Source organism: Microcystis protocystis FBCC-A270 (genome assembly GCF_050500235.1).
GTDB lineage: Bacteria > Cyanobacteriota > Cyanobacteriia > Cyanobacteriales > Microcystaceae > Microcystis > Microcystis ichthyoblabe_A.
Genome location: NZ_CP191407.1, coordinates 3,720,708 through 3,746,984 on the forward strand (window position 1 = coordinate 3,720,708; position 26,277 = coordinate 3,746,984).

At 40.2% G+C, this 26,277-nt stretch carries 22 protein-coding genes; 12 read left to right on the top strand and 10 right to left on the bottom strand.

Features of this window, described 5'->3' with window-relative positions; genetic code table 11:
* The first annotated feature begins 3 nt into the window (after positions 1–3).
* The 5 genes from cmr4 (at position 4) to ACQY1X_RS18105 (ending at position 5,232) form a co-directional block, all read left to right on the top strand.
* Positions 4–783 (top strand): type III-B CRISPR module RAMP protein Cmr4, encoded by a 780-nt coding sequence (cmr4, locus tag ACQY1X_RS18085; protein ID WP_430014972.1) that lies wholly within the window; start codon positions 4–6, stop codon positions 781–783.
* A 9-nt stretch (positions 784–792) separates the two neighbouring features.
* The gene (locus tag ACQY1X_RS18090) at positions 793–1,356 is read left to right on the top strand and encodes a Uma2 family endonuclease (RefSeq protein WP_024969471.1); all 564 of its coding nucleotides are present in this window, start codon (positions 793–795) and stop codon (positions 1,354–1,356) included.
* 20 nt (positions 1,357–1,376) lie between these two features.
* Positions 1,377–1,766 (top strand): hypothetical protein, encoded by a 390-nt coding sequence (locus tag ACQY1X_RS18095; RefSeq protein WP_316577988.1) that lies wholly within the window; start codon positions 1,377–1,379, stop codon positions 1,764–1,766.
* 63 nt (positions 1,767–1,829) lie between these two features.
* Positions 1,830–3,779 (top strand): type III-B CRISPR module RAMP protein Cmr6, encoded by a 1,950-nt coding sequence (cmr6, locus tag ACQY1X_RS18100; RefSeq protein WP_430014973.1) that lies wholly within the window; start codon positions 1,830–1,832, stop codon positions 3,777–3,779.
* Between the two features lie 4 nt (positions 3,780–3,783).
* Positions 3,784–5,232, top strand: a complete 1,449-nt coding sequence (locus tag ACQY1X_RS18105; RefSeq protein ID WP_430014974.1) for a hypothetical protein — start codon at positions 3,784–3,786, stop codon at positions 5,230–5,232.
* A gap of 462 nt (positions 5,233–5,694) precedes the next feature.
* On the opposite strand, the gene ACQY1X_RS18110 is transcribed toward ACQY1X_RS18105, so the two are convergent.
* Complete coding sequence (locus ACQY1X_RS18110) at positions 5,695–5,967, bottom strand: lipopolysaccharide assembly protein LapA domain-containing protein (RefSeq protein ID WP_002736670.1); 273 nt, start codon at positions 5,965–5,967, stop codon at positions 5,695–5,697.
* 369 nt (positions 5,968–6,336) lie between these two features.
* On the bottom strand, positions 6,337–6,789 hold the full coding sequence (locus ACQY1X_RS18115) for a hypothetical protein (protein WP_016515597.1): 453 nt from the start codon (positions 6,787–6,789) through the stop codon (positions 6,337–6,339).
* 231 nt (positions 6,790–7,020) lie between these two features.
* Here ACQY1X_RS18115 and ACQY1X_RS18120 point away from each other — a divergent pair, with 231 nt between their 5' ends.
* The 5 genes from ACQY1X_RS18120 to ACQY1X_RS18140 all read left to right on the top strand — a co-directional run bounded on the left by ACQY1X_RS18120 (position 7,021) and on the right by ACQY1X_RS18140 (position 11,884).
* Entirely contained in the window at positions 7,021–7,872 is an 852-nt protein-coding gene (locus ACQY1X_RS18120; RefSeq protein ID WP_002736085.1) for an alpha/beta fold hydrolase, read from the top strand.
* Between the two features lie 337 nt (positions 7,873–8,209).
* On the top strand, positions 8,210–8,518 hold the full coding sequence (locus ACQY1X_RS18125) for a DUF6679 family protein (protein WP_002735547.1): 309 nt from the start codon (positions 8,210–8,212) through the stop codon (positions 8,516–8,518).
* Positions 8,519–8,677: 159 nt separating this feature from the next.
* Positions 8,678–9,139: a cupredoxin domain-containing protein gene (locus tag ACQY1X_RS18130; protein WP_002735338.1), complete on the top strand. Its 462-nt coding sequence runs from the start codon at positions 8,678–8,680 to the stop codon at positions 9,137–9,139.
* Positions 9,136–10,221 (top strand): calcium/proton exchanger, encoded by a 1,086-nt coding sequence (gene cax, locus ACQY1X_RS18135; protein WP_002735957.1) that lies wholly within the window; start codon positions 9,136–9,138, stop codon positions 10,219–10,221. The genes ACQY1X_RS18130 and cax overlap by 4 nt, the downstream gene beginning before the upstream one ends.
* 43 nt (positions 10,222–10,264) lie before the next feature.
* Positions 10,265–11,884: a S8 family serine peptidase gene (locus ACQY1X_RS18140; protein ID WP_430014975.1), complete on the top strand. Its 1,620-nt coding sequence runs from the start codon at positions 10,265–10,267 to the stop codon at positions 11,882–11,884.
* A gap of 202 nt (positions 11,885–12,086) precedes the next feature.
* On the opposite strand, the gene ACQY1X_RS18145 is transcribed toward ACQY1X_RS18140, so the two are convergent.
* The 8 genes from ACQY1X_RS18145 to ACQY1X_RS18180 all read right to left on the bottom strand — a co-directional run bounded on the left by ACQY1X_RS18145 (position 12,087) and on the right by ACQY1X_RS18180 (position 24,428).
* Complete coding sequence (locus tag ACQY1X_RS18145) at positions 12,087–15,149, bottom strand: patatin-like protein (RefSeq protein WP_430014976.1); 3,063 nt, start codon at positions 15,147–15,149, stop codon at positions 12,087–12,089.
* Positions 15,150–15,317: 168 nt separating this feature from the next.
* Complete coding sequence (locus ACQY1X_RS18150) at positions 15,318–15,491, bottom strand: S26 family signal peptidase (protein ID WP_370445071.1); 174 nt, start codon at positions 15,489–15,491, stop codon at positions 15,318–15,320.
* A gap of 86 nt (positions 15,492–15,577) precedes the next feature.
* The gene (locus tag ACQY1X_RS18155; protein WP_430014977.1) at positions 15,578–16,858 is read right to left on the bottom strand and encodes a DNA cytosine methyltransferase; all 1,281 of its coding nucleotides are present in this window, start codon (positions 16,856–16,858) and stop codon (positions 15,578–15,580) included.
* Between the two features lie 85 nt (positions 16,859–16,943).
* Entirely contained in the window at positions 16,944–17,582 is a 639-nt protein-coding gene (locus ACQY1X_RS18160; RefSeq protein WP_430014978.1) for a HEPN domain-containing protein, read from the bottom strand.
* 13 nt (positions 17,583–17,595) lie between these two features.
* Positions 17,596–18,837, bottom strand: coding sequence for a DUF262 domain-containing protein (locus tag ACQY1X_RS18165; RefSeq protein ID WP_430014979.1), 1,242 nt, complete (start codon positions 18,835–18,837; stop codon positions 17,596–17,598).
* A gap of 88 nt (positions 18,838–18,925) precedes the next feature.
* Positions 18,926–20,551 carry a glutamine-hydrolyzing GMP synthase gene (gene guaA, locus ACQY1X_RS18170; protein ID WP_002737357.1) on the bottom strand — a complete coding sequence of 542 codons (1,626 nt, stop codon included), beginning with the start codon at positions 20,549–20,551 and terminating at the stop codon, positions 18,926–18,928.
* 140 nt (positions 20,552–20,691) lie between these two features.
* Positions 20,692–21,819: a cobalt-precorrin-5B (C(1))-methyltransferase CbiD gene (cbiD, locus tag ACQY1X_RS18175; protein ID WP_430014980.1), complete on the bottom strand. Its 1,128-nt coding sequence runs from the start codon at positions 21,817–21,819 to the stop codon at positions 20,692–20,694.
* Positions 21,820–22,190: 371 nt separating this feature from the next.
* Positions 22,191–24,428 carry a sensor histidine kinase gene (locus ACQY1X_RS18180; RefSeq protein WP_002773364.1) on the bottom strand — a complete coding sequence of 746 codons (2,238 nt, stop codon included), beginning with the start codon at positions 24,426–24,428 and terminating at the stop codon, positions 22,191–22,193.
* 324 nt (positions 24,429–24,752) lie between these two features.
* Here ACQY1X_RS18180 and ACQY1X_RS18185 point away from each other — a divergent pair, with 324 nt between their 5' ends.
* Both ACQY1X_RS18185 and ACQY1X_RS18190 read left to right on the top strand, forming a co-directional pair.
* Positions 24,753–25,385, top strand: a complete 633-nt coding sequence (locus tag ACQY1X_RS18185; RefSeq protein ID WP_002737320.1) for a response regulator — start codon at positions 24,753–24,755, stop codon at positions 25,383–25,385.
* 119 nt (positions 25,386–25,504) lie between these two features.
* Positions 25,505–26,257, top strand: a complete 753-nt coding sequence (locus ACQY1X_RS18190; RefSeq protein WP_430013282.1) for a Uma2 family endonuclease — start codon at positions 25,505–25,507, stop codon at positions 26,255–26,257.
* The last annotated feature ends 20 nt before the right edge of the window (positions 26,258–26,277 follow it).

A 26,277-nucleotide genomic window follows, 5' to 3' on the forward strand; every position in this document is an offset into this window, starting at 1 on the left:
ATCATGAACTTAATTCACTTTTATCTACTTTCTCCCCTACATACCGGAGGAACCACTCAAGAGGGGAATCTAGTGGGTATTGCTCGTGAATCCCATACCACTTTACCCTATATTCCCTCCAGTACAATTCGCGGGAAAATCCGTTCTTTAGCTACCGAAGAAAACCTAAAATTTAAGTTATTCGGTAATGAAATCGATAAAGGTGCAGAAAACTTGGAACAGGGAGACATCTGGATAGGAGATGGTTCGATTCTCTGGTTGCCCGTCCCTTCCCTTAGTCACGGTGTCGTCTGGATCACTTCTCCTTTACTTCTTCGTCGTTGGACAAGATTAACTAATCCTAGTCTGACAATTCCCCCCGAATATAGCTGTAGTTTTAAAAAGGCCAACACCAACGTTTATCTCAAGGATGCCATTCTCAAGGTCGATGATCTAAAAGACTGGTCAAATTGGCCAAGTTTTATTCCCAAAAACTCTGTCAGCAGTGGCATTAATAAAGTCTTAGTATTACCCGATCAGCATTGCACGACTCTAATTCAAATGAGTTTATGGAGACAAGTTAAAATTAAATTAGATGAGCATAAATCCGTCGATGGAGGATTTCGTTATGAAGAAGCTATTCCCCCCGACACCTTAATGTATTTTCCTTGGGGTATTACCTCTCAAGCTAATGGAACCAGACAACAATCCCAAGATGATTTTAAACAGTTATTAGCAGATAATGACATTCTACAAATCGGCGGACAGGAAAGTTTAGGACGTGGTTTTGTTCAACAATGGTAGAGGTAATTTATGACAGCTAATCTTGCCTTAGCTAAATGGTCAGTGGTCGATTATCATCGCATGATTGCGGCGGGAATTTTAATCGATCGGCGTGTAGAATTACTGAATGGAGATATTCTCGAAATGAGTCCAGAAGGCCCTTTACATAAAGACAGTGGAGAAGGATTAGCCAACTTTCTCCGTCAACGTCTCAAGGATAAAGCATGGGTAAGAGAAGTTGGACCTATTACCTTAGAAAACTCAGAACCTGAACCCGATATCGCTGTAGTTTTTCCCCCTCGTTCTCGCTATCGAGATCATCATCCCTATGCCGATGAAATTTTTTGGTTAATCGAAATTTCCGACTCAACTCTCAGTAAAGACTTAACCGAAAAAAAACACATCTATGCCCAAGCTGGTATTGCAGAATATTGGGTAGTTGCCATCAAAAATCGAGAGATTTATGTTTTCCGTCAACCGATAAATTCTGATTATCAATATCAAGAAAAATTTAGTACAGGAACTTTATCCGCTGCCGCATTTCCCGATATTGTTATCTCTCTTGATACCCTTTGGTCAGGTAATATTTTTTAACTTTTGGAGCCAAAATAACCATGACATTCGACCCTAGAACGATTAGCAATCCCGTATTCACGGCCTTGCAAGAATTGTCCTCAGCCACTGCTGATAATAGTCGCCGCAAAGAACAAAAAAATCAAGCTCTTGAACTTTATACCTATCTTTCTACTTGGGGAATGATGCGCCTAAAAGCCGAAGAAACTGCCCTCAATCAAGAAGGAAAAAAACAGGTGGTTAAAAAGTATTTTCAATGCCTAGAAAAGTTATCTCAAAGAAATAATATTTCTAATTCTCAAGGTTTAACTACTCTTAAGGATTTATCTACCGATGATTATCTAGGATTAACGGGTTTAGGCTTGGAAATCGCCCAAGAATTTAGCTTCTGGGCCAATGCCATCTATTCCGATGTGGAAAGTGGGGACTAACTCAGGTAAATTGTCACCACAGTTTTTATAATTCATTGAACTAGAAAGGAAATTATAATTATTATGTCCCATAGCCCCTTACAACGTCCTAATCCCCCTCAAAAACCCACCCTAAAAAATCAAGCTATAAAACCTACAAATAACAACCAGCCCCCCAGACAGCCTCCTAGGGGTGGCGGCGGCAATAATAACGGTGGTGGCGGCAATAACAATCCTCCTCCACCCTCACCTTGGTTAGACCCCGAAAACGAACCTCAACCCGACCAATCAGCCAGTTTTGTCGAATATCTCCGTTGGATGCGTGCTGCCGACTATCCACACAAAGATGCGACTAAAACCCAAATTCTGCAAAAAGCCCAAGAAAATGCTAACTACACTCAGCGTCTTGAGCAACTCAATCAACGTACCCAACTGTTAGCGAAAGACGGAATCGCTTTTCAAGTCAAATCCACTTGGCGTATTCGTGTCGGTGGTCATCGCGGACCGGAAAGTATTCTTTTACCTGCCTTTGATGCCCTCGGAATGCCCTATATTCCATCTAGTACATTGCGCGGTGTTGCCAGAAACCAAGCCATCCGAGAAATCATGGCGGAAAATAATCTGGAATGGAAAGACGCGGAAAAAGAAATCGCCCCCTATTTTGGTGATATAAACGCCAAAGAGGAAAAAAATAAAACGGGTAAAGTTGTCTTTTTCGATGCCTATCCTTTACCTTCTAAAAACGGGGGGTTAGAAATGGACATGGCTAATAATATTTGGTCATGGAAAGATGATTATACGCAATATTCTCCTAACCCTAATCCTTTTTTCTCTCTCAAAGAACCAACTTTTTTAATTGGTTTACGTTTACGTCTAGCTAGTAACTGTCAAGATGAAAAGATACTTGAAAAGGTAAAACAATGGTTAATTAACGGATTGCAATATGGCATAGGTTCACAAGTAAATACCGGTTATGGACAATTGATCTTGTCTGGAAAAAACCAAAGATTAGAATCGGAATTTTATCGCTTGGATTTCGAGCTAGAAGGTCAATTAATTCATGGTTATCAACGATTCACCCAATGGCAATGGAATGACCGACGCAACGAGTGGCAAATGCGCGGCGCACCGGTCGCAGAAGTTCGTCCCATAGCCTTTAAATCGATGCTGCGATACTGGTTTCGTGTTTTTGCATCTGGAGTTTTACCTATTAACGAAGTTCAAAATATTGAAGCTGAATTATTTGGAGGTATTAATCCTAAAAAATACGGTTATCTACAAGTGAATATTCTTGAGGGTAAAGTTACCCAAAAAGAACCCCGACCCAATGTTCAGGGTAAAAATGACCCCTGTGGTGAACAACGGGGAACTTTAGTCTTATCTTTGTCTTCCGAAACTCCAAAAGATAAACAAGAAGCTGTCAAAAAATTAGCTAAATATTTGACTTGGTTTTTAGCTAATATGGGTGGTATTGGTCAAGGTGCGAGAAGACCTAATTATTCTCGCAAAAGTCGTGAAAGCGCCCCATGGTTTCGTGGTTCTACATTTTATATTGACAGTGAAGAAGATTTTTGGGCAATGCCCAATAATGTGCAGGGGTTTAAACAACAATTTCAGCAAAGATTGCGAGATTTTTATAAATCTTTAAATCAAGTTACTGGCACTAATATAAACTCTAATAATTTAAGGATAGCTGGTCAAGTTTCTCAAAGTAATTGGATTGATGCAGCCGATAGTAATTGTCAAATTTTTGTCTGTGCAGGAAATGAACAAAGAGGTAAACCCCATGCTTTAGCAATTCTTCACAGTGATACTTTGAAAATTACCGGTAAAAATGGTCAAAGAGAATATGATGGTAATCTCTGTGGTAAAGTCAGTGGTGGAGCTAAACCATCTCCCGTGTGGATTGCTGATTTAGGAGATTACCAGATAGTTACTGTATTTGGTGCTAATCTGAATCCCCGTCAAGAGTTTATCAGGCAATTAAGAAGTAATACAAGTCCTCAAAATTTCGCTCAAATATTCCCTTTATAATCTCATGAAATCAATTTTAGTTGCAACGATCGGAACCAGAGATTTAATGTTTCAAGTCACCACTGGTGACTGGTATAATATTGGCGATGATCGCATGAAAGGTGATATTCTCGGAGAACAGATAGAAGTAGTGTCTGATTTAGCTCTGACCGAAAAATCATCTTTTCGAGAAATATCCCAATACCTTTGGGAAAATATTGAATATTATGGAGATCGAGTAAAACCTGTGATTCTGGGTAAGCTTTTGGAAGATAAAATCAATGATCTCGAAAAAGTTTATTTAGTAGTAACTGATCAAAATGAAACAGTAAAAGAAAGAGAAAAAGATAGTCTTTACTCAGGAGAATTAATCAAGTATTGGCTAAATAAATTAAATTCTGATTTGGTAGTAAATATTCTCTATATAGGTAGAAATGATGAAAACCCTTCTAACTTCGAGGAAATGTTCCGTTGGTGGCAACAAGTATGGAAAGAAAATATAAAACCTCAACCCGAACAACCCATTTTATTGTGCTTAAAAGGTGGGGTGGGGCAAGCTTCAGAAGCGTCGAGAATTTCGGGATTGAGTTTTTATGGAAACGATATTAAATTCTATGAATTTATTCCCACTCCTCATGACAATCAAAAGGGCATTTCTTCAGATTACACAGGGCCTTTTTTAGGGACTAACTATCTTTGGGATCGCACTCGACAACAAGCCCTACAATTATTAGAACGCTATGATTATGCTGGTCTTCAGAACTTAGTTAAACCTTACTATGAACAAAATAAACAAAAATGGAAAGAAACTTATGCTCTAATTAAATCTGGAGTAAGCTGGAATCAAGGACAATTTGAAGATTTTTTTCAGTCCGCTTCTTTTAGTTTCAATAATCAACAAAAAGAGCAGCATCAACAATATTGGTGGATGGCCTATGAACAAGCTTATACCGCAGTAGTTAGACTAAAACAAAAAAATACAACCGAGGCTATGCTTCATAGTTTCCGAGCGGTAGAAGGCTTAATTTATGAGTGTTTAAAACATGAATTTAAAGACTATATGGTTAATTCTGAATATACTTATTCATCTTTAAAATCTTCGGTCTTAACTAAGTATCCTGATTTGAGCATATTGTTTGTTAATGGGACAAATAAAACTGACATATTATTAGACAGTCGCAATCAACAACGAGTAATTGAGTTGTCTATTAATGTCGATCTAAAGGATTGGGGTTCTGCAGAATTGCGTAATCATAGAAATCGATTATCTCATAAATTAGGTGGCATTAGTGAGGGAGAATTATATCAAGCTTGGGGAAAAGATACTTACAATCAAAAAGACTGGGAAAAGCGAATTTTAAATTGTCTCAATCTAATCACAGAAAATAAATTTAATTATTTATGGCAAGGAAGTTTATTTGCTTCTATTCATGAGAGAGTCAGAACAGCTATCAAAAATTATAATGTTGTTTAAAGTACAAAATGCAATTAGCTCCTACAATATACACCCGGGATGCTGCCGATAAATGGCTCTCTTGTTCTTGGTGTGATCTCGCGTAGCGAGCGCGTTGCGACCAGTTTAACTTATATAAGACCGATCGATCTTTGTGTCCTTTGTGTCTTTGTGGTTCGTTCCAGTCGCTCGCTGGCAAGACTGTATTTTAGAACACATTTTACCCACCAAACCCTAAGAGAACCGATAAATTAGCCAGTCAAAAGACTATTTAGGGTGTGCTGAATAAATCTAAAAACCTTGTTGGATAAGAATTTTAGACTTTTTTCCCATCAAAAAGTGCCAGACCTTGGGGTGATCGGGGGGGAAATTTAGGCACTTTTTCCCTGAAAATTAGGTAATTGACCCCCTCAAAATCGGTAAAACCCTACACCCCACACCCCACACCCTACCCCCAGGAAAAACTTTTTCAGCAGACCCTATTTAAAAATCAAACTCGTCTAACCCCGATTCTGGGGGAGAAAAGCGACTGCGAGGAGATTTTTTCGACTTTCTCAAAAAAGCGGGAATAACTGCGGCCATAAAAAATCCCATTCCCAAAGAAAAAGCCAATAAAATGCCGATGGGTACTTTAATTGACTCAAATTGTAGAAACTTTAAAGAAACTGGTTGGATATTTTGGATAGCAAAAACTGCCATGGTCATAATCCAACCACCGACAATAGCACTAGCTAAAAAATTAGTGATTGTATTCATGTTTGTCCTCGCTAGGTTTGTAGGAGATTTTTTAACCTTTTGTAGGCTAAGTAGGTAGGCTTGAAAAATTATCAGATGCCCCCCTTATTAAGGGGGGACTAAGGGGGGATCGTCACCCCCCTTATTAAGGGGGATCCCCCCGCCTTCGGCTTCCCCCCTTATCAAGGGGGGCTAGGGGGGATCGAACCTAAAATCCATTTTTAATTTAATTATAACCAGCTACTTAATTTGGGAGTTATATCCCTATTAATTTAACTTTCCTGGGGCGGAAATTACCGTTAATTGACTAAAACGTTACAATTGTCGATCGATCTCAAATAAATCTCGATCGCGATAATATAATTGTAGTCTGATCGCCCTCAGCTAGAGCTAGTAAATATAAATAGCACCCTGTTGATTGAGGTTAAAGGTGGTATAACCGGGGGTACTCCCTGGAACTTTGGTGACAGTAATCGTGACTAAATTATCTTTATTGACTTCTACGGCATAGATTAAACTAGAAGAATCGGGATCCGAGGCGGCATTAGCCCGATTAATCAGAATATATGCTGGAATTACGAAACCTTTTAGGGTTGTCTCCGTACCAGGAGATAATAATTGGGGAGAGGAATCAATATTGGCCGATAGGTCATAATTGAGGTCAATATCGGTTTGATTGATGATTTTAATCTCCACAGGACGACTCATATTCACCCTAGCGACAGGCTGCCAAGGACCCGGTTGAAAGGTGGTAGCGGGGGGATTTTGAGCGGGTAAAGAGGGGGGAAAAACTAATCCCAGACTTAACACGAGGGAAAGAGTTAAAAAGCGATCGCATTTCATAGATAAATCCTGGTCTAGGGTTGTCATCCTATTTTAGGGAGGTATCCCCAGTGTTTTATACTTAAAGTAGAAGCTTTTGAAATTGTCTATAGCATTGATTGATCAGCTATCAGGGAAAATCCTAAGCTTCCCTGATTTTGCTCTATAAACAAGGCTAAATACACCGATTTTTCTCTAGAAGTTTCCCTAGTAACCCCTATCAACGGTTTAACTTAGGTTGAGATTGATTATATGCCTACCATCGACATATCGGGAGTATCCCACAGTTACGAGTTATTTTCGCCCCAAGCGGATAAACCGGTTTTAGTCTTTATACACGGTTGGCTGCTGAGTCGTCACTACTGGCAGCCTTTGGTAGATATTCTCTCCCCAGACTATCCCTGTCTAGTTTATGATCTCCGGGGCTTTGGCGACTCCCAAAAAATCACCTCTAACAGTCCTCCTAGCAGTTATAACCTTGAATCCTACTCCCAAGACGTTATTACCCTTCTTAACCGCTTAAACCTCGATGCTGCTTGGTTAGTCGGTCATTCCCTCGGTGGTAGTGTTGCTTTGTGGGCCGCGGATAGCTGTCCTGAACGCATTAAAGGGGTAATCTGTATGAATGCCGGCGGCGGCATCTATCTAAAGGAGGAATTTGAGCGATTTCGGGAAGCCGGAAGACAGATTTTAGAGAGAAGACCGCCTTGGTTGCCCCGTGTTCCCTTGATTGATGTTTTATTCTCGCGGATGATGGTCAAGCAAACCCTAAGTAAAAAATGGGGCAAACAGCGAGTGATTGATTTTGTCCGGGCCGATTACCAAGCGGCCCTGGGGTCACTTTTGGAAACCACCACTATCAGCGAAGTTCATCTTTTACCCCAGATTGTCTCCCGTCTCCCGCAGCCGGTCTATTTTCTGGCGGGGAAAGAGGATACGATTATGGAAGTTAAGTACGTTAACCATCTGGCCAGTTTTCATCCCTTGTTTGAAACTGGCGGCAACGTGATTGAGTTATCCGATTGTGGTCACTTTGCCATGCTCGAACAAACAGCAGCGGTGGCCGAAAAGATGATGGCTATTTTAAATCAGCATCGGGGTTAGGGGGTTTAAGTGTTGAGGTTTTAGTGGAAATTTCCCTATCTCCCCATTTCCCGATTCCATCCACAGATACTGTTATGAAGTGAAAATTTATGTAACAATGACTCTATAAGGGCGATTTTTTACCGATCGCCGAGGCCGTCTATTAATCGAATCGATGTCTTTGAAGAACGTAGTCCCAAACTGGAAACCTGACTTTCCTTTCCCATTCTTGCCACTACTAGCGGAATTTTTCTCCTTTTTGTGTTACCCACGGGAATTCTTGAGCTATTGCTGAGATTGGCATTTTTTCACTTCCCGTTAGTTAAATCCAACAAAAGAAGCTGTTTAGGAGCAATTTATGTTACACCGCAAGATTTATCAATTCTGTATGGATGGTCAGGAAGTCTGCATTTTCTTGCGCGATCAGCAAAGATGGATTGATAATGCTCGTATTATCGATCTAGAAAGCGATCTCGTCACCATTCGCTACGAAACAGAAGAAGAAGACGAGATTAGTTCTTGGGAAGAAATGGTGCGTTTAGAAAGTATCGGTGCGGTGAGCAGAAAACTGGCCTCCGTGTCGCGGACGAATCCTGATATTAATGTCTCGGAAGATTGTCCAGAAGCAGAACAACTTTATCCCCATTCTCCCGATAGCTTAGATTAATTTTGTCGATTTAACTGACAGTGGCTAGAAGTCCCGAGGTTTGAACAGTGGCCAAGGGACTTTGAGGGAATGGAAGGGAAGAGAGCCGCTAAGAATCGCCACTTGTTCTAAAATTATCGTCAAAGCCGCCAGATTTTCTCTATAAGCTGCAGGAGCAAAATGAATTCTAATCCCTACTTCCCTGTCCAGGATATCTATCAAAAATTTGTGGCAGTAGTAATAGTTTTAATTAGTTGTTGGTTAGTGACTTTTCCCGCCTTCGCTGCATCCGCCCCTCTAGAAGTTAAAATTAGTCTAGGCTCCGGGCAAGGAGAATTAAAATTCTTTCCTAGTCAATTAGACTTTATTGCCGGACAAAAATACAAATTAATCCTCGATAATCCCAGTCCTACTAAACATTATTTTACCGCTAAAGACTTCGCTGATGCTAGTTGGACCCAGAAAGTTGAAGCGGGAAAAGTGGAGATTAAAGGGGCAATTCACGAACTAGAATTAAAACCTAATGCACAGGCGGAATGGGTGATAGTTCCTCTCAAAACTGGTAAGTATAAATTAATCTGTACTATTCCGGGTCATGCCGAAGCGGGAATGGTGGGAGAAATTGCCATTAATAACCCATGAATTTAAGAAAAATTGTCTCCTTTGCTTTCCTATTATTTATTCCCCTATCGGTGGTCGCTAGTCGTCTTAATTGGGGAGATCAAGCTATTTTTATTACTGCCGCTTTATCGATCATTCCCCTGTCAATTTGGTTAAGTACGTCTGTGGAAAGAGTTGCCGTAGTAACCGGGCCAACTTTGGGAGGATTAGTTAATGCTATCTTTGGCAATACTACCACTTTAGTTATTGCCTTAATTGCCCTAAAAAAAGGCTTGGTGGACATCGTACAAGCCAGTATTACTGGCAGTATTCTCAGCGATTTATTATTATTTATGGGCATGGGAATGCTCACGGGAGGAATTCGCTACAAAGAGCAGGAATTTAAACCGATTTTAGCGCGGGTAAATGGTTCTTCCATGACTTTAGCAGTAATAGCGATCGCTTTACCAACTTTGGTAATATATACTTCTAACGTGGTGGAAGTTGCCGATATTCTCAGTCTTTCCCTAGTCACCGCCACGGTTTTATTAATAGTTTACGGGTTAACTTTATTATTTTCCCTGAAAACCCATAGCTATCTCTACGAAGTGGGATTAAGTAACGAAAATACCCCCGACAATCAGGTTAGTGAGGAAGAAAAAGCTCAAGTCTGGATTTGGTTACTTGTGCTGCTTACTTCCACCGTAGCTGTAGCCTATGAGTCGGATTTATTTGTTGATGTAGTGGAATCGGTGATGGAAGGATTTAATCTCACTCCTCTCTTTATCGGGGTGATTTTCATTCCTTTAATTAGCGATGTTTCTGGAATAGTTACCGTCACTCAATTAGCCCTAAAAAATCAGATGGATTTAACGGTTTCTGTGGCTATGGGTGATAGTTTATTGGTGGCTTTATTCGTGGCACCTTTATTAGTTTTTATCGGTCAATTTTGGCAGCAGCCGATGGATTTAAATTTTAATCCCTTTAACGTGGTGGCTTTAATTGTAGCGGTGGTTGTCACTAATTTAATCAGCTTTACTGGTCGTTCCAATTGGTTAGATGGAACCCTATTACTAGCCACCTATTTAATCTTGGCAGTGGCTTTTTATTATCATCCCACCTAGCCAAAAAAGAGATTTGGGTATTTTCTAAGATTTCTGTCTTAGAATGGATTGGTATCACCTTACTGCCGCAGGATTGCTGATGATGAAAAGAGGGTTTTGGTTTGTCGTCGGGTTAGTAGTAACGATAATTCTGCTTCCTTCCCTAGTTCTTTCTAATTCCATCGGTGAACAGGGAATTTATGCCGATCGCCTGCGGGCGGAACCCTATAATTTATTAGGGCGAAAAATTGCCATCGGTCAAGTGGAAATCGGACGACCAGCTCAGTTCGGTTATGATAAAGTGGCGGCTTGGCAGCCTCCCTATAAATTAGCTGGTGTTTTTTTTCGCGATCAAATTGCCAAACCCAACACCTATCTAGATAATCACGCCGCTATGGTGGCAACGATGATGGTCAGTGATGATAAAAAAATCCCCGGAGTAGCCCCAAAAGCGAGATTATATTCGGGGGCGGTGGGTTCTTTGCGACGCGGTGGACAACCGGAAGAATGTCTTACCAGTCAAAATATTGCCCGACAAAATAGCGGTGATGTCCGCGCCATTAACTTTAGTTTTGGGGAATCTTTGCAAAGAGATCAACGACAGGAACCAAAATTAGATGGTCAAGCTTTATTAACTCAATGTGTTGATTGGTCATCGCGAGTTGAGGATGTCCTTTATGTAATTGCTGGTAATCAAGGTAAGGGAGGAATTCCCATTCCCACCGATCATTTTAACGGCATTACTACCGCTTATACAGCGACAAGAGAAGGAAAATTTACTAAAGTTGATTTTGCTAATATTAGTGCTTTGCCGGTGGGTATTGGTCGCAGTTTAATTAAACGGGAAATTAATGATGGTTCGCGACGGTCAATTAATTTAGTTGCTCCCGGCAATAAAATAGAGCTTTATGACCTCAAAGGTAAATTAAATACTGTTAGTGGCACCAGTTTCGCCGCTCCTCATATTACGGCATCGGTGGCACTTTTACAAGAATACGGCGATCAACAAATTAATCAAAAAAATCCCCATTGGAGTCTCGATTCTCGTCATCATCAAGTGATGAAGGCAGTGATGCTTAATGCTGCCGATAAAATTAAAGATACGGGGGATGGGTTACGGTTAGGTATGAGACGGACAGTCTTAACTAAAGACCAAAAAACTTGGTTAGAGTCCGATGCTTATAAAGATCCGAAAATTCCTTTAGATATGCAGATGGGGACGGGACATCTTAACACTTTTCGCGCCTACCAACAGTTTAGTAATGGTCAATGGTCGGCCGCAGAATCTATTCCTCCTATTGGTTGGGATTACGCTACAGTTACCGCTAATGGTTATCAAGATTATGCCCTAGAGAATCCCTTAAAAGCTAATAGTTTTGTTTCGATAACTTTAGCTTGGGATCGTTTGGTAGAATTAATCGATACTAATCGTAATAATCTCTATGATATCGATGAAAGTTTCCAGGATCGCGGCCTGAATAATTTAGATGTTTATCTTTTACCTGCTCAGGAGGATAATAATGCTAAATACACCTGTGCTTCCCTGAGTGATAGTGATAGTTTAGAGCATATTTTTTGTCCTGTCCCCATCTCTGGAAACTATAAAATTCGGGTTCAATATCGTCAACAAGTTAACGAAAAAGAACAAGCTTTTGCTCTCGCTTGGTGGACGGTTCCTGAATAACAAAAATGATAGTAAAATAGTAAGTAGGGTTTGCTGAAAAAGTAGGGGCGAAGCATTCGGATAGAAAATCTACGGTTTCAGCGATAGGTTATGCCCGAATGCTTCGCCCCTACAGGACGCGAGCGCCGATCATAAACCAGATTCTCTCCCCCATGGCAACCCCTACAGGACTTTGATTTTTCTTTGGCACAGTTTCCAGGGGTTATTTAGAGGTTCTCCCGAATAATAGTCCCAATAAGCTTTTTATTATCCAGAGTAATGCTAAGGTTGCAATGGTCAACACAGCCCATCTTGGTAATACATTTAGTAGATAGGCTATTACTCCAAATCCAATAATAAAAAGAAGCAATGATTTCAAAGCAGAGATGAGGGGAGAGGCTTGTGTTTTATAGCTGCTTGGACTACTTCTTTGGGACAGGAAATAGTATATATTCAGAATTTGTTTGAGAAGCTGATAAGATTGAAGTCTAAGCAGTCGTTTACCAGTCTTACTAGATTCTATGATATAACTCAAAATTATCGCTGACCGAGTGCCTAAACTTTTGAGAATATTAGAAGGTATATCTTTCACTATTGTTTCTGAACCAACTCCATATTCACCCAGGAAGTATTCTTTTTCTTTCCCTTTTAAATCTTCCAGGAAACGTTGAGCAAGTTCTGCAGCAGCTAAGGGAGTTACTGCTTTGTCAAAATAGCCACCAACATATTTGTAGTTTGACTCAGGAGTTGGGTCAATTTTTTGTTGATTCCATTCCAATTGTTCAGAAATTGCGTCTTTGAATACATTCCCTAAATTTTCCTTAAGAATAGCACTATGTCCTAAACTGACAAGCTTATTTAAGAATTCTTCTAATTCTTCTTTTGCAAGGGTTGTATTAGGTTGAGCAAGTTTAATTAAGTCTTGAATTAGCTCATCTTTTTCTGTTTGTGTTTCTGTGGGAAAAGATTCATCAACAAGTCGCTTGACATATTCTTGAATTTTCTCTTCCTGAGTTCCTGAGAATTGTTCTAGTTCAATTTGGCGACTTACAACTCCAGAGAAGGCTTTTAAGGATTCTGAAGTTAATAACCCATCAACAATACGGTTGACTCCATCTAACCGTCCCCAAAGTATATCATTAGAACGCCAAGATTTCTTAAAAAAGCCTCCAAAAGCACGAAATTGATCTCCAGCTAATTTTTCTTCAAGTCCCTTATCTTTGCCAAATCCTTTATCAGCATCATTGGGAGAAATACGAACAAGTTTAATTGGACTGTTGTTTTGGACATCGGACAAATATTGATAGGGATATATTACTTGATCAATTAGCTGAAATTTCTCAAATTTGCCAATTGCTGGTTCTACATTCTCCGATTGTTCAGTTAACAACTTCGCCGAAGCTTGTTCTATTTTTTCTAAGATGGTTTCACCTTTGGTTATAGTTAATGCTTCCCAATCTTGATCTAGAGCTACATCTTTAACCTTCTTCCGTAATTGTCCCCGGATAAAATTGATTTTGTCAAAATCTAGCTCTTTGAGATTTTCTACGGTAACATCGGCTAAATCTTGACTATCTAAGATAAGACGCAACAACGTTAATAGATAATTATAGATTTTTTTGCGCTTCAAATTTACAGATTCTTGATTATTGTCCTCTTCCTCTTCTGTGATGAGTTGATAAAATTTTTGTCGAACAGGTTCGGATTTTATCACTTCTTTGATAACCTGATCAATGACTTTGAGCAACTCTAGCAGCCAAGTGATTTTATTGGCTAAATTTTTCAACTCTGTATATTTGGTAATATCATCTGTATCTTTAGTAATAGCATCAGATATCAGAGAGTAAATTTGGGACAAGAGAAAGTTATGTTTTCTAATAGCATATTGAATATCTAGATTTTCAACATCTTGAGCTAGGGAGTTTAAAGTTTCCTCTCGCTTTTTAATTTCCTCAGAATTATTAATAAATTGGGTCAATAAACTGGCACTTTTTTCTAATAGTTCTTCCTGTTCTTGTTCTTTTCCAACAAAATATTGATTGTCAAAAATTACGGAGAGAACACTATCTCTTAAACTGACTAAACGACACCTCCAATAACGATTTTTGGCTTCTGTTGTTTGTTCAGATACTTCTTCATCAACACTTTTTAATAACAAATTATAGCGACGAATTTTGTCGTTAATACCTTTGATTTGTTGAAGATCTTTGCTAATACTTTCATATCTGGGTAAACTGATTAGAGAACCTGTGATGACTTCCCAAACAGTAGGTTGCTCCATTTCTTTAAATTTGGTACTGTCAACAAAGCTTTCTGGATTGGGATCGAGATAAAATAATTGACGATTGACAGGACGATCTGCTGTACGATAATAAATGGCTTCAGTGGTATAACTAAAAGGACGATTATCTAGAACTCCCCCATCAACAAAATAGATTTTATATCCCTCTTTTGGAGGTTCTTGCGGAAGGATGCGATTTCTCAAAAGCTTTCCCCATTCTTGTAGTTGGTTATCTACCTTATTATCAGACTTGATTTCGACAGGTACTACAGGAAAAGCAAGGGGAAAACAAGAGGTGATTCGACAGAGTTTAGCTAAGGCTTGTTGAGTATCTTTATCTGTCGTAGAAAAAGGATCTCCAAAATCTTGATCTTCTCGATATTTAAGATGAAAAACGCAACGATTATCTTTGATTTCGATGACTTTTCCAGTGTTGTCAAAGGTTTTATAGATTCTTCCTAAAACATCAGTGCCAGTGATAAACAAATCTAATTCGTTAAACTCTGAATACCATTCTCCATCAGGAGCAGATTGTTGGTTATTTCCAGCTTTTTCAAAAGCTTTAAAAAGTTCTTCCTGATAGTATCCCTCGCCGTTTAAAAGAGAATTAACACCTTTTTGATTATTTTCTTTTTTGATCGGACGCAGTAATTTATTTATATCTCCACTTTCTCGCCAAATATCTCCAAATTCCTTAAAGTCAACTACAATTTTTTCGTAGCTATTAGCAACTGCATAGCTCAAGAGAACTCCATTAATTCCTCCCGCTGAAGTTCCCGATACAATATCAACAACAATATCTGAATCTGTCAGTGCTTTAATTAATTTATAAATTCCCCGACCCCTTGTTGCATTATAAAACTCTCGACAAACACCATTCATATAAACTGCTAGAGAAACCCCACCATAAAGCACTAATCCTAAGCGAGTTTCCTTACGAAAATCTGGTTTTTTCAAGCAAGTTGCTGACGAAGATTGTGTGTTTTTACTAGGTGTTGCAGTCATAGCAAGTCTCCACGATTATTTGGTGTTCTAAAAGGGACAGATACAGTTGGGAGTCGTTTGTGGCGGTTGTGGCGGTTGTGGCGATCAGGGTTGGGACGCTCTACCACATTTCCCAATATAAGAGGATACACACCACCCCGCCACAAACGTTGTATCCTAGACTATATTTTAATAAATCTTTACATTTATCCTGGTATTTGAGGTTGCGGGGAAACAGAAGTCAGAAAACCAACTAAAGCGGTGCAGTGGGAAAAAGCGAAAAACTGCACAGCTAATCAGGTTCTTGACTGGTAAAAATCCCCAGATATGGAAATCGTTGCTATGATTACGATTATCTCCCATGAAAAATATTCACCAGAAGGAACCTGAATTAACGGCAAATTATAGCGCGGTGCTTCTAAAAGATAATACTCTTTGATTGGTATCATTTAAATACCGAACAGCCTCTGAGAGACACCTCGTTTTCTTTTCGGGATAACATCGTCAGAGATTCCCCAATAGTTTGATGCCTGAGACATATTATATAGCAATAAGTCTTCGGGCATTCTTTCCAAAATAAGCTGGTCGAAATTGGCTGGATTAATATTCATTGCTCTCATCACAGAGGAGCCAAGTTCTTTCGATAATAGCGGAATAACTGCATTACCAATCTCGCGAAAACCATGCCATATTGTGCGGTGAAACTGAAACCAATCGGGGAATGTATGTAATCTGGCGGCTTCTCGTACAGTAATACAACGAGGAATAGAATAGTGAATGGGTCTAGGAGCAGTATAGGCCCCTTTGTCACTATTAGTTCCGGCCCGGAGAGTGTTACATAAACCAGTAGGAGAAAGCTTGAAAAAGCGACTTTTTGGTTCCACTGTACCCGGTTCGGTTACGATAAATCTATCAATTGATCTTTGGGTATGAACTGAGCCTATATGTCCATAGATTTTTGTATCTACTATTCTTTGATGGCAAAGTTTAAAAATATCCCCTGGCTGCACTGAATATTTTTTCCTCTTACCACTATAATCTAATTTTGATGCGGGTATGCCTAAATCAGTATCGATAAAGGCCGATATTGATTCTAAATCTGAAATCGCATCATAGACGCTGGTAAAAGCTGATTTTTTGGCTGAGTTTAAATCGACGGTCTTTGTCAAAGGATATTTAGCCATCGGCACGTCTTTTCGACTACCAATTAAGATTAATCTTCTGCGCTTTTGTGGTGCGCCATATTCACTGGCATCAAGGATTTTAACTGGCTGATTGATTGTATAGCCAATAGCTTCAAATTCAGAGATTAACTCCTCTAAAAATTGTTTATGTTTACCCGTCGCCATGCCGGGAACATTTTCAAAGATAAAATACTTGGGTTTAATTTCCCCTACAATCCGCAGATATTCAAATACAAGAGAATTTCTAGGATCATCTATTTGTCGTTTACCAATTAATGAAAAACCTTGACAGGGGGGACCACCAGCAATTAAACTAACATCGGTGGCATAGCCTTTTAGTTTTAATAATTCCCATATTTCTCTACTTGTTACTTTAGTTATATCCCGACAAATAGTTTGACAATAGGGAAAGTTAAAATGATGAACCAAGGAATGGACTGCATCAAACTCCACCGCTACAGCAATATCAAATCCGGCCGCTTCTAGACCAACGGACATCCCACCGCAGCCGGCAAATAAATCGATCGCAATTGGTCTATGTTTCACTTTGATGATTAGCTCTCTATTGTCTGCTTTTTATTATACTGTATTTCTGATAAAATTAAAAATTTAAGTTTTATTAAGAGTGGAATTACTTGAGCAAGTTAGTAATCAATTGATCGACTTTCTCTAATTCTTGAATAATTTGTTTAACTCTTTCTAATTCGTCGGCAGGGTTAGGCGTTTTTTTCGTTTTTATTCCCGAAGAATGAGCGATTTCACCGCGTTCTTCTCCAAAAGTATTCATATTGGCTAACCAAACTTTATCTAAGTCATCACTATCGATGCCGATTGGTAAGAGTAATTTTAATAGGTTAGTTTCTTTAATCCCATGATTTTGATCGATAACTGATTTAAAACATCTAATCGCTATGTCAATTTTTTTAGTTATTTTCAGTTTGTCTAGGGAGACATTTTTGTTACCTTTAAGAGGAGTAATGGTATCGGGAGGATTTTCCATTTCTTGACCAGAAAAAGCGATTACACATAACAAAACTTCACTAGCTTTACCTTGATTATCCCAGATATTTTTTGCTGTCTGTACTGTATCCCAAACTCGATCTTCAAGATAAGATTCAATCTCAGCATGAGCAAAAACTCGATAGGCAAAAGTTAAAGCTAATTGTCTTTCAGAATAGTCATTGATCTCGCTGAATTTACGAGGTAGGAATTGTTTTTTGAGTCGATTTAATTCTTTGGTTAGTTGTCTAAATCTTAGAGATTCCGGCATAGTAAAAAAACAACTATCTTAACCCCTTAAAAATAATACGATTGTCTTCCATCTGAGGAATATTGAAGTTAATATCTAATACTTTTGATAAAGCTTGACCCCATAAATGAAAACGATCATAGGTTGATTGTTTAGTATGTGGATTAATTAATACAGCATTTTTAAATCGATCAACGGCAGTAAGAAATAAACTTTTAAATGCTTCTTCTACCTGTTCTTTTTTTTTCTCGGCAGCTGCTCTAATTAGATCATCGCAAAAGTAAAAAACCATCACATCTAAAATTGCTCGATTCAACTGACTTCGATACTTTCCTTCTTTATATAACCAGAGACGAGAAAAGTTTTTCTCTCCAAAAATATTAATTGTTGTTTGGACAGCTTTTTCAAATTGATCAACAACATTGATAATTTCATCTGAGCGTTTTTCCCATTCTTGATTGAAATTTTGACAGGTTTTATCTAGAAGCATCTGAACATCACCGCGATAATCAGATAAATAATAATGAAAAGCTACATAACGCAATAATATATCAGTGTCGCGCATCCGGAAATCGGGATAGGAAGATTTAAATATTTTCTTTAATGCTTGACTTTCGATCACTCGATCATCTAAAAAATTAATAAAACCCCCTGGGTGTAATGCTTGTCTTAATTCTTGAGAAGACAAAGGGGTATTTTCCAGATTGAGACGCAGAAAAATTTTATGGAGGAAACTCTCCGTTTTCCAATTACGGATAACAATCGTGCGGATAGTTTGATTATCCAGTTGGTCTAAGAAATCATTTAAATTGAAGTCATTTTTTAGATCTTGATATTGGCAGCCATTGAGGTTATCTAAAAATTCTAAATCTTTTAAAGTAAAACTATTATTAGGTGTGTCACTGTCACCATAAAACTGTAAAATTGTTAGTAGGCGTTGTTTGCCATCAAGAACGATAAATTTCCCTTTTTCCTTATTATTAGTAGCTAAGACAATCTGTGGGACTGGAAACCCTAGAATTAGGGATTCAATAAATCGACTTTTACGAGTAATATTCCAAGCATCTCGTCTTTGAAAGCGCGGATTGAGTTGAATATTTTCTCGAATTAATTGATCGCGGATCGTTGCGGTAGTCCAATCACTGCTGGCAACAACAGTCTCGGAGATTTCTTTGAGTTGTAGCTTTTTTTGGTTTGCTGATTCTCCTGCAATATCTTCTTCTTCTTCGGCAAAATCCACCGCTTCTATTTCTTCCCACATCTCTAACTGTGCCATGGTAGTAATTAATCTCCTCAATTGTCTATTCTGCAAAAATCCCGCCCCAATATTTGGACGGGAATAACAATCAATCAATAATTCAATACTACTCCCATTCTATAGTTCCGGGGGGCTTAGAAGTAATATCATAAACCACGCGGTTAACTCCCTTAACTTCATTGACAATACGATTAGAAATTGTCTCCAATAAATCATAGGGAACCCGGGACCAATCGGCAGTCATTCCGTCTTCACTGCTGACTAAACGTAGGACAATAGGATAAGCGTAGGTACGTTGATCTCCCATCACTCCCACACTGCGGACAGGCAATAAAACCGCGAAAGCTTGCCAGAAATCGTGATACATTCCCTGCTTATTAATCTCGTCGCGCACCACCCAATCTGCATCGCGCAAAATATTTAATTTATCTGCGGTGACTTCCCCTAAAATGCGAATCGCTAAACCGGGGCCGGGGAAAGGTTGACGACGAACAATTTCTTCCGGAAGACCGATTGATCGACCTAATTTTCTCACCTCATCCTTAAATAATTTTCGCAGGGGTTCGACTAATTTAAACCGGAGATTTTTCGGCAGTCCACCAACGTTATGATGACTTTTAATTTTAACCGCTACTCTTTCCCCGGTTTTGGGATCCACATTACTATCGGCCGATTCAATCACATCGGGATATAAAGTTCCTTGGGCCAGATAATCAAAGGGTCCCAAACGATTCGATTCTTCTTCAAACACCTGAATAAATTCATGGCCGATACGACGGCGCTTTTCTTCGGGATCGGTGACACCGGCCACTTGCGCTAAAAATCGCTTTCTAGCGTTGACATACTGGACTCCGATATGGAATTGCTCGTTAAATATCTGCATTAATCGTTCGGGTTCACCCTTACGCATGAATCCCTGATCGATAAACATACAGGTTAGTTGATCACCGATCGCTCGATGCAAGAGGAATGCTAAGGTAGAGGAGTCCACACCGCCGGATAAAGCCAATAAAACTCGCTTATCGCCCACTTTTGCCCTAATTTCTCGGATCGATTCCTCGACAAAAGCTTCCGTGGTCCAAGTGGGTTCGCATTTGCAGATATGATAGACGAAATTGCGAATTAAGGCGATTCCTCCCACAGAATGGACAACTTCCGGGTGAAACTGCACTCCAAAGAGTTTTTTCTCGTGATCGGCAATGGCCGCACAATCGGTATTATCGGTATGAGCGAGAATTTCAAAACCCGCAGGCAATTCCACGCAGGAATCCCCGTGACTCATCCAAGCGGTGGAACCGTCCTCGACATTGGTTAATAAATCGGTAGGATCGTTGATAAATAGGGATGCTTTGCCGTATTCGGCCCGTTTTGCCCGTTCTACCCTGCCCCCTAACTGCTGTACCATCAATTGCATCCCGTAGCAAACTCCGAGGATGGGTACACCTAAATTCCAAATTTCGGGATCACAGTGGGGCGCTCCCGGATCATAGACGGAATTGGGACCGCCCGAAAGAATTATTCCTTTCGGGTTGATTTGGGCTAATTGTTCGGCGCTGGTACGATAGGAGAGAACTTCGGAGTAAACGTTCGTTTCCCGGATTCTGCGGGCGATTAATTCAGAATACTGGGAGCCAAAGTCAAGAATGATGATTATTTGACGATTAAGGCTATTAGTGAAGGACTCTGAGGGCAAAGTCTCTTGGGGGGTGGGAAGGGGGGTTTGAGTTGTCACTACGATCAAGAAAAGAAACTGGCAGGAAAAGGTTAAAGATTTGTAAACTAAATCGGCTATTGTTCTGAAAATAAGCTACAATGGTGTGGCCTTATTAGTTTCATTTTTTAAGACTAAATATTCCCACGATCATAGCACAGTCACTGGGGAGTAACTGGTAGATTTTGCAAAAATTTAAGGCCATTTTCGCTTTTGCTGATCAAAGAACGAGAGCGATCGAATAAAATACAACCGACCCCAAGATGACCGTTACTGTGGTTATAAACGTATTCTTGGCAACGGCGATCGATAGTATTAGCCATTTCTCCATAGATGCGTTCCACCCAATTATCTCCCGTTTGCCGGTCTAATTGACGCAGATATTCCAGACCGTTTTCGCTGGTGCTACTGTCAAAAATTTGCTGGAGATGGGGGGTAGCTAAACCCATTTTAGCGGCGTAGGCGGTAAGAATTTCCCGACGACCATCGGCGAGATGATGGTGAGTCTGAAAGATTCCCCCGGCAAGTTTAATTAATTTACCGTGATAACCAAACAAAAGAATTTCAGAGATTCCCTGTAATTGTGCCTCTAATAACATCGGCCCGATCCAATTGGCTGTTTTTACCAAAATATCAGGATTAATACCCATTTGAGGGGCTAAATCTAAGCCATTCTCCCCGATACAAAACACCAAGCGATCAAAACGAAAGGATAAATTTTTTAATTGCTCGCGAAAGATTTCTAACTGTCCGGGAGCGCTGAGGGGTTGGGAAATGCCGGTGGTACCCAACAAAGATAATCCCTCTACCACCCCAAAAGCGGCGTTAGAAGTCCTTGTGGCCAGTTTTTTGCCTTCTGGCAGGATAATCGTCACTTTGATGCTTTCTTGGGGCAGTAACAGGGGTCTGAGGTTTTCTTGCAGCAGACGCTGGGCATAACTATAAATAGCTGATTTTCCGCCATTATCAATCTGTAGGCCGATTCCTTCGCCGCCTTGAATCTCTATCTCTTGATTACCCGTCTTTATTTCTACTAACGCCCATATAGGGGTATTTCTAGTTAAATCTAAATTGTCCCCCGGATCGCTGCGGGTGATAGCTAGGGCAGCATCGGGGTTAAGTTGGGCAACTTGTTCGATGGCAATTGTAACGGTTTCTGGCGGTTCTAAAAGATTAAAAGTAACGGAATTTAGCTCATTTTCGCCGTGGAGATGCTGGAGAGATGCGATCGCACTGGCACAGGCAAAAACCGGCAAAGTGTAACCGGAACGGGGTGGGGAGATAGACATGAATAGGGTCGATAGCCAATCAAATTAGCCGTGATCTGATTATAGAACTAGGGGGCAACCGCTGCTATTTTTGATGATTGTTTGACATCCTCACCACCGGGGGTGAGCGCATCTCAAACGCTATTGACAATTGGCCAATTTTGTGATCCTTGTGAGAATTTCAAGGGATACTAGCAATCAGAATAGTTACAAACTCGACCTATTTGGTCGATTGTTGCTTAACAATTGAGATGGCAAATTCTCCTCAAATATGCCTTAATTGTCGGTAGGCAACCCACATAAAATGGCTAATTCAAGTCTGAATTGGCGATTCTATATACCCCAGAGTCCCAGAAGAGCGATAAGCAGAATCATCTCGATCCCGTTACAAATCACTGATTACTGTTGACTAACTCCTGCTTAATTACTCTAGAATTTTGATGAGCAAGGGGTAAAGTAAACCAAAACTGTGAACCAACCCGCGGGGTACTTTTTACTCCAATTCTCCCAGAGTGAGCCTCGATAATTTGCCGACATTGGTAGGAACCTAAACCAATCCCCGTTAGGTGTTGATTATGAAGATTTCTTACATATAAATGGAAAAGATGTTGACATTGTTCCTCATCCATGCCAATGCCATTATCGCTTAAAGTGCAGTAGAGCATATCTTGGTCAATACGAGCATCTAAAGCTAATTGAATTGGTGAAGGATTATGTTTCAAGGCATTATTTAATAATTGTTCAAAAACACTTCTTAGCTGATAAGGATCGGCATCAATAGCGGGTAAGTTATCGGGGAGAAGATTAATAAAAGTAGCTTGGTATAAATCAAAATCTTTTTGCCAATCTTTCAGCCAAATTTCCACCTGTTCTTTTAAAAATAGAGGTTGACGATGCAAGATTAAAGGCCGTTCTTCAGCAAAATGATTTTCTGATAAAGCATTAATTAAAGTTAATTGTCGATCGCAACTACGCACCACCTGATCGAGCATTGCTCGCGAGATAGTTACTTTTTCTGTTTGCCGACACTGGAAATTTTTTAATAACATCACTAATCCCATAATCGAAGTGCGTAGATCGTGGGATACTGCCTGTAAAAAAACCGTTTTCATTTCGTATAAACGCTGAATTTCCCGGACTTTTTCTCGCAGTTCCAGGGTTCTAGCTGCCACTTCCTGTTCTAAATTATTATTCAAGCTTTGCACCCTCTGATATAGTTGCGCTTGGCCGATAGCGATACAAACTTGGGTGGCTAACTGTTCTAATAATTTGACCTCGCTTTTTTGCCAATGACGGGGATGGGAATATTGATGGACAACTAAAGCACCTAAATGTTGATTATTAACCGTTAGAGGTAAAACTAAAGAGGATTTAACTTGCAGGTATTCGTAATAACCCTTGAGAGTGGGCAGCGTTTGCACCTTAGCGGTATTATCAGCAATAATTAACTTATCTAAAGAAAATAATTGTCCCAATTCTTCCAGTAATTCTGGTTCGGGAAACCAACCCATCAGCGAGGGAATCTCGGGACGACGGGACTCAGCGATTACCTTAGACCAACCCCGCTCTTGACAGTGACCGATATAGACTTGATCGGCATCGAGAAAATTTCTGATTTCCCCAACAATGGTATTTAAAACTTGATCTATATCTAAAGATTGATGGACTTTTAAAGCAACTTGTGTGACTAAATGTTCTCGTTCTAAAGTTTCATTTAAAGCTCGATCAATCTGTTGTCTTTCGGTAATCGCCGCCGATAAAAACAGAGAAGTTGACATGACAATGACCAAAAAGATTTGTAAGATCAGGACACCTCTGGTATGGTCGGGGGCTTGTAGGATAAAAGGACTGATTCCCCCGACCAATCCCATCAAAGCTAAAATAGATACTAAAAAATTGGCTATTACCGCTCCCCAGGTCTGAAAACGCATAGCAGCCCAAACCACAAAAGGAAAAGGCAGATATTCGAGGTACTGCACCATACTCCAATCGGGGTTAAGAAAATCCTGTTGACCACCAAAAACCACGAAAGTCACCACCGTTAGCAAACTCATACAAAGTAATGCCTCGCCAAGGCGTTGGGGTTGCCGGGGTTCCCGCAGGGAGTGACGATTGAAGCAAAAACGCAACAGCAGCGGCGTGGTCATTAAGATCCCTGTACTATCTCCGAGCCAGATCATGCCCCAAGACTGTCCAAATTGCCGCCAATCCCAAGTATTTAGCCAACTACGGGCAAAAGTATCGATAGTGGCATTAACTGCCGAGGCCAATAAGGCCGCTAAAAATACCAGTAAGAGAATATCGCGAATACGCTGTAAAGTGGCGGAAAATCTCAGATAATGTAGGAATTGCGCCCCTAACAGAGCCGATACACTGCTACCGAGCGCCGAAAATAGAGCTATGGGCCAACTGCCCCCTAAAAAGAAGGTTAGAAGCAAATCTCCGATAAAAACGCCTAAAACTAGCCTTTTTCCCCCTAAAAAAACAGCAGTTAAGCCAATACCAGCACTCATCCAAATTGGGGCAGGTCGCGACCCTAAATTTAAGCAGAGATAGCCTAGCCAACCAACACCCAGATAAGCTAGGGCAACAAGCACAATTTTAGACCGATCTGATGAAATACGCAGCATTTTCAGTTATCAGTTATCAGTTATCAGTTATCAGTTATCAGTTATCAGTTATCAGTTATCAGTTATCAGTTATCAGGTTTAAGTTTTAAGTTATTAGGTTTAAGTTTTAAGTTATTAGGTTTAAGTTTTCAATTTTCAATAAATTTAGTATCTTTCACTGGTCACTGGTCACTGGTCACTGGCTACTGGTCACTGGTTACTGGTCACTGGTCACTGAATCACTGAATCACTGTTAATCTCTCTCCAGATTGCCTAAACTAGGAGTAGTTCTGCTTCATGCAGATGGGTGAAAACCGTACATTTTCCCGTTAGGAATCAAAGATTATGCGGATTTTAATTGTTGAAGACGATCCTTTAATGCAGTTAGGTTTAGAACAAGCGCTCGGTGAACAGCCAGATTTTGAGATCGTCGGTCAAGCGAGTGATGGTCTAGCAGGGGTACAATTAGCCCTATCCCTACGGCCGGATTTAGTGGTCATGGACATCGGTTTACCCCGTCTCGATGGCATTGCGGCAACCAAACAGATTAAGGAAGGTTTAGCTAATGTTCATGTGGTTATGCTCACTTCCCACACTCTCCAACAGGAAGTGATCGCAGCTCTGGCCAGTGGCGCTGATGCCTATTGTATCAAGGGAGCGAGTCTCGATCGCCTTTTGGCCGCTATTGAAGCAGCTAAGGACGGGGCCACCTATTTAGACCCTCAAATTGCCCGTTTAGTCATGGATAATCTCAAACCGCCAGCAGTGCAACCTAATCCCAATCTAGCACTTTTATCGGAGCGAGAAATGGAGGTTTTAAAGTTAATTGTTGAAGGCAAAAGTAACGCTGAAATCGCCGAACAACTTTATTTAAGCACCAATACGATTAAAACCCATGTGCGGGGAATTATGAATAAATTGGCCGTGGACGACCGAGTACAAGCGGCCGTAATTGCCCTGCGTTCTGGTATTGTTTAAGGGAAAAATGACGATTTACCCACAGGAATATTCTACCTCAATTGCTACTGCTAAAATTGCCTAAAAAATCCCTTCAATCATTTATAATAACTTATCGACCTATCTCTGTTGGACAAACCATGACTATCGCTCAAAGCTTACCCCTAGTGGAGTCCCATGTCAACCCTGAGATAATCTTCCCAGAAGGCGAATTTTGGAGTGATGAACCACCCTTGGAAAGTAACTTACATCTACAACAAATTATTTTACTAATTCAGTGTTTAGAATGGTGGTGGCGCGAGCGAGAAGATTATTTTGCCGCCGGCAATTTAACCATTTATTACAGTCCCAACCAGAAAAAGTCAGAATTCTTCCGTGGTCCTGATTTTTTCGTCGTTTTGGGGACAAATCCCAACCCCAACCGCAGAAGTTGGGTAATTTGGCGAGAAGAGGGCAAATATCCCAATTTAATTATCGAAATTCTCTCCGATAGTACCGCCAAAGTTGACCGAGAGGAGAAAAAACAAATTTATCAGGATATATTTCGCACTCCCGATTATTTTTGGTTTGACCCAGAAAGCCTAGAATTTGAAGGATTTACCCTAATTAGCGGTCAATATCAACCGATTACCCCCAATGCTCAGGGACGGCTCTGGAGTCAACAATTAGGCTTATATTTGGGTTTATCTGCCAATAAATTGCGCTATTTTACCCCCGAAGGGGAATTAGTACCCACTCCCGCAGAAGCGGCACAACAGGCGGAAAATCGGGCTGTGGAGGCAGAAAACCGGGTTTTAGAGGCAGAAAACCAAGTCGAGCAAGAAAAGCAAAAAGCGGCGAAATTAGCGGCTAAACTGCGGGAATTGGGCATAGATGCCGAGGAAAATCTCTAATCTTCTTTTGTTATTTAATA

Excerpts from the sequence above, each read along its gene's own strand:
- cmr4 (WP_430014972.1), top strand. The coding sequence starts at position 4 with ATGAACTTAATTCACTTTTATCTACTTTCTCCCCTACATACCGGAGGA.
- ACQY1X_RS18090 (WP_024969471.1), top strand. The coding sequence starts at position 793 with ATGACAGCTAATCTTGCCTTAGCTAAATGGTCAGTGGTCGATTATCAT.
- ACQY1X_RS18095 (WP_316577988.1), top strand. The coding sequence starts at position 1,377 with ATGACATTCGACCCTAGAACGATTAGCAATCCCGTATTCACGGCCTTG.
- cmr6 (WP_430014973.1), top strand. The coding sequence starts at position 1,830 with ATGTCCCATAGCCCCTTACAACGTCCTAATCCCCCTCAAAAACCCACC.
- ACQY1X_RS18105 (WP_430014974.1), top strand. The coding sequence starts at position 3,784 with ATGAAATCAATTTTAGTTGCAACGATCGGAACCAGAGATTTAATGTTT.
- ACQY1X_RS18110 (WP_002736670.1), bottom strand. The coding sequence starts at position 5,967 with ATGAATACAATCACTAATTTTTTAGCTAGTGCTATTGTCGGTGGTTGG.
- ACQY1X_RS18115 (WP_016515597.1), bottom strand. The coding sequence starts at position 6,789 with ATGAAATGCGATCGCTTTTTAACTCTTTCCCTCGTGTTAAGTCTGGGA.
- ACQY1X_RS18120 (WP_002736085.1), top strand. The coding sequence starts at position 7,021 with ATGCCTACCATCGACATATCGGGAGTATCCCACAGTTACGAGTTATTT.
- ACQY1X_RS18125 (WP_002735547.1), top strand. The coding sequence starts at position 8,210 with ATGTTACACCGCAAGATTTATCAATTCTGTATGGATGGTCAGGAAGTC.
- ACQY1X_RS18130 (WP_002735338.1), top strand. The coding sequence starts at position 8,678 with ATGAATTCTAATCCCTACTTCCCTGTCCAGGATATCTATCAAAAATTT.
- cax (WP_002735957.1), top strand. The coding sequence starts at position 9,136 with ATGAATTTAAGAAAAATTGTCTCCTTTGCTTTCCTATTATTTATTCCC.
- ACQY1X_RS18140 (WP_430014975.1), top strand. The coding sequence starts at position 10,265 with ATGGATTGGTATCACCTTACTGCCGCAGGATTGCTGATGATGAAAAGA.
- ACQY1X_RS18145 (WP_430014976.1), bottom strand. The coding sequence starts at position 15,149 with ATGACTGCAACACCTAGTAAAAACACACAATCTTCGTCAGCAACTTGC.
- ACQY1X_RS18150 (WP_370445071.1), bottom strand. The coding sequence starts at position 15,491 with ATGGGAGATAATCGTAATCATAGCAACGATTTCCATATCTGGGGATTT.
- ACQY1X_RS18160 (WP_430014978.1), bottom strand. The coding sequence starts at position 17,582 with ATGCCGGAATCTCTAAGATTTAGACAACTAACCAAAGAATTAAATCGA.
- ACQY1X_RS18165 (WP_430014979.1), bottom strand. The coding sequence starts at position 18,837 with ATGGCACAGTTAGAGATGTGGGAAGAAATAGAAGCGGTGGATTTTGCC.
- cbiD (WP_430014980.1), bottom strand. The coding sequence starts at position 21,819 with ATGTCTATCTCCCCACCCCGTTCCGGTTACACTTTGCCGGTTTTTGCC.
- ACQY1X_RS18180 (WP_002773364.1), bottom strand. The coding sequence starts at position 24,428 with ATGCTGCGTATTTCATCAGATCGGTCTAAAATTGTGCTTGTTGCCCTA.
- ACQY1X_RS18185 (WP_002737320.1), top strand. The coding sequence starts at position 24,753 with ATGCGGATTTTAATTGTTGAAGACGATCCTTTAATGCAGTTAGGTTTA.
- ACQY1X_RS18190 (WP_430013282.1), top strand. The coding sequence starts at position 25,505 with ATGACTATCGCTCAAAGCTTACCCCTAGTGGAGTCCCATGTCAACCCT.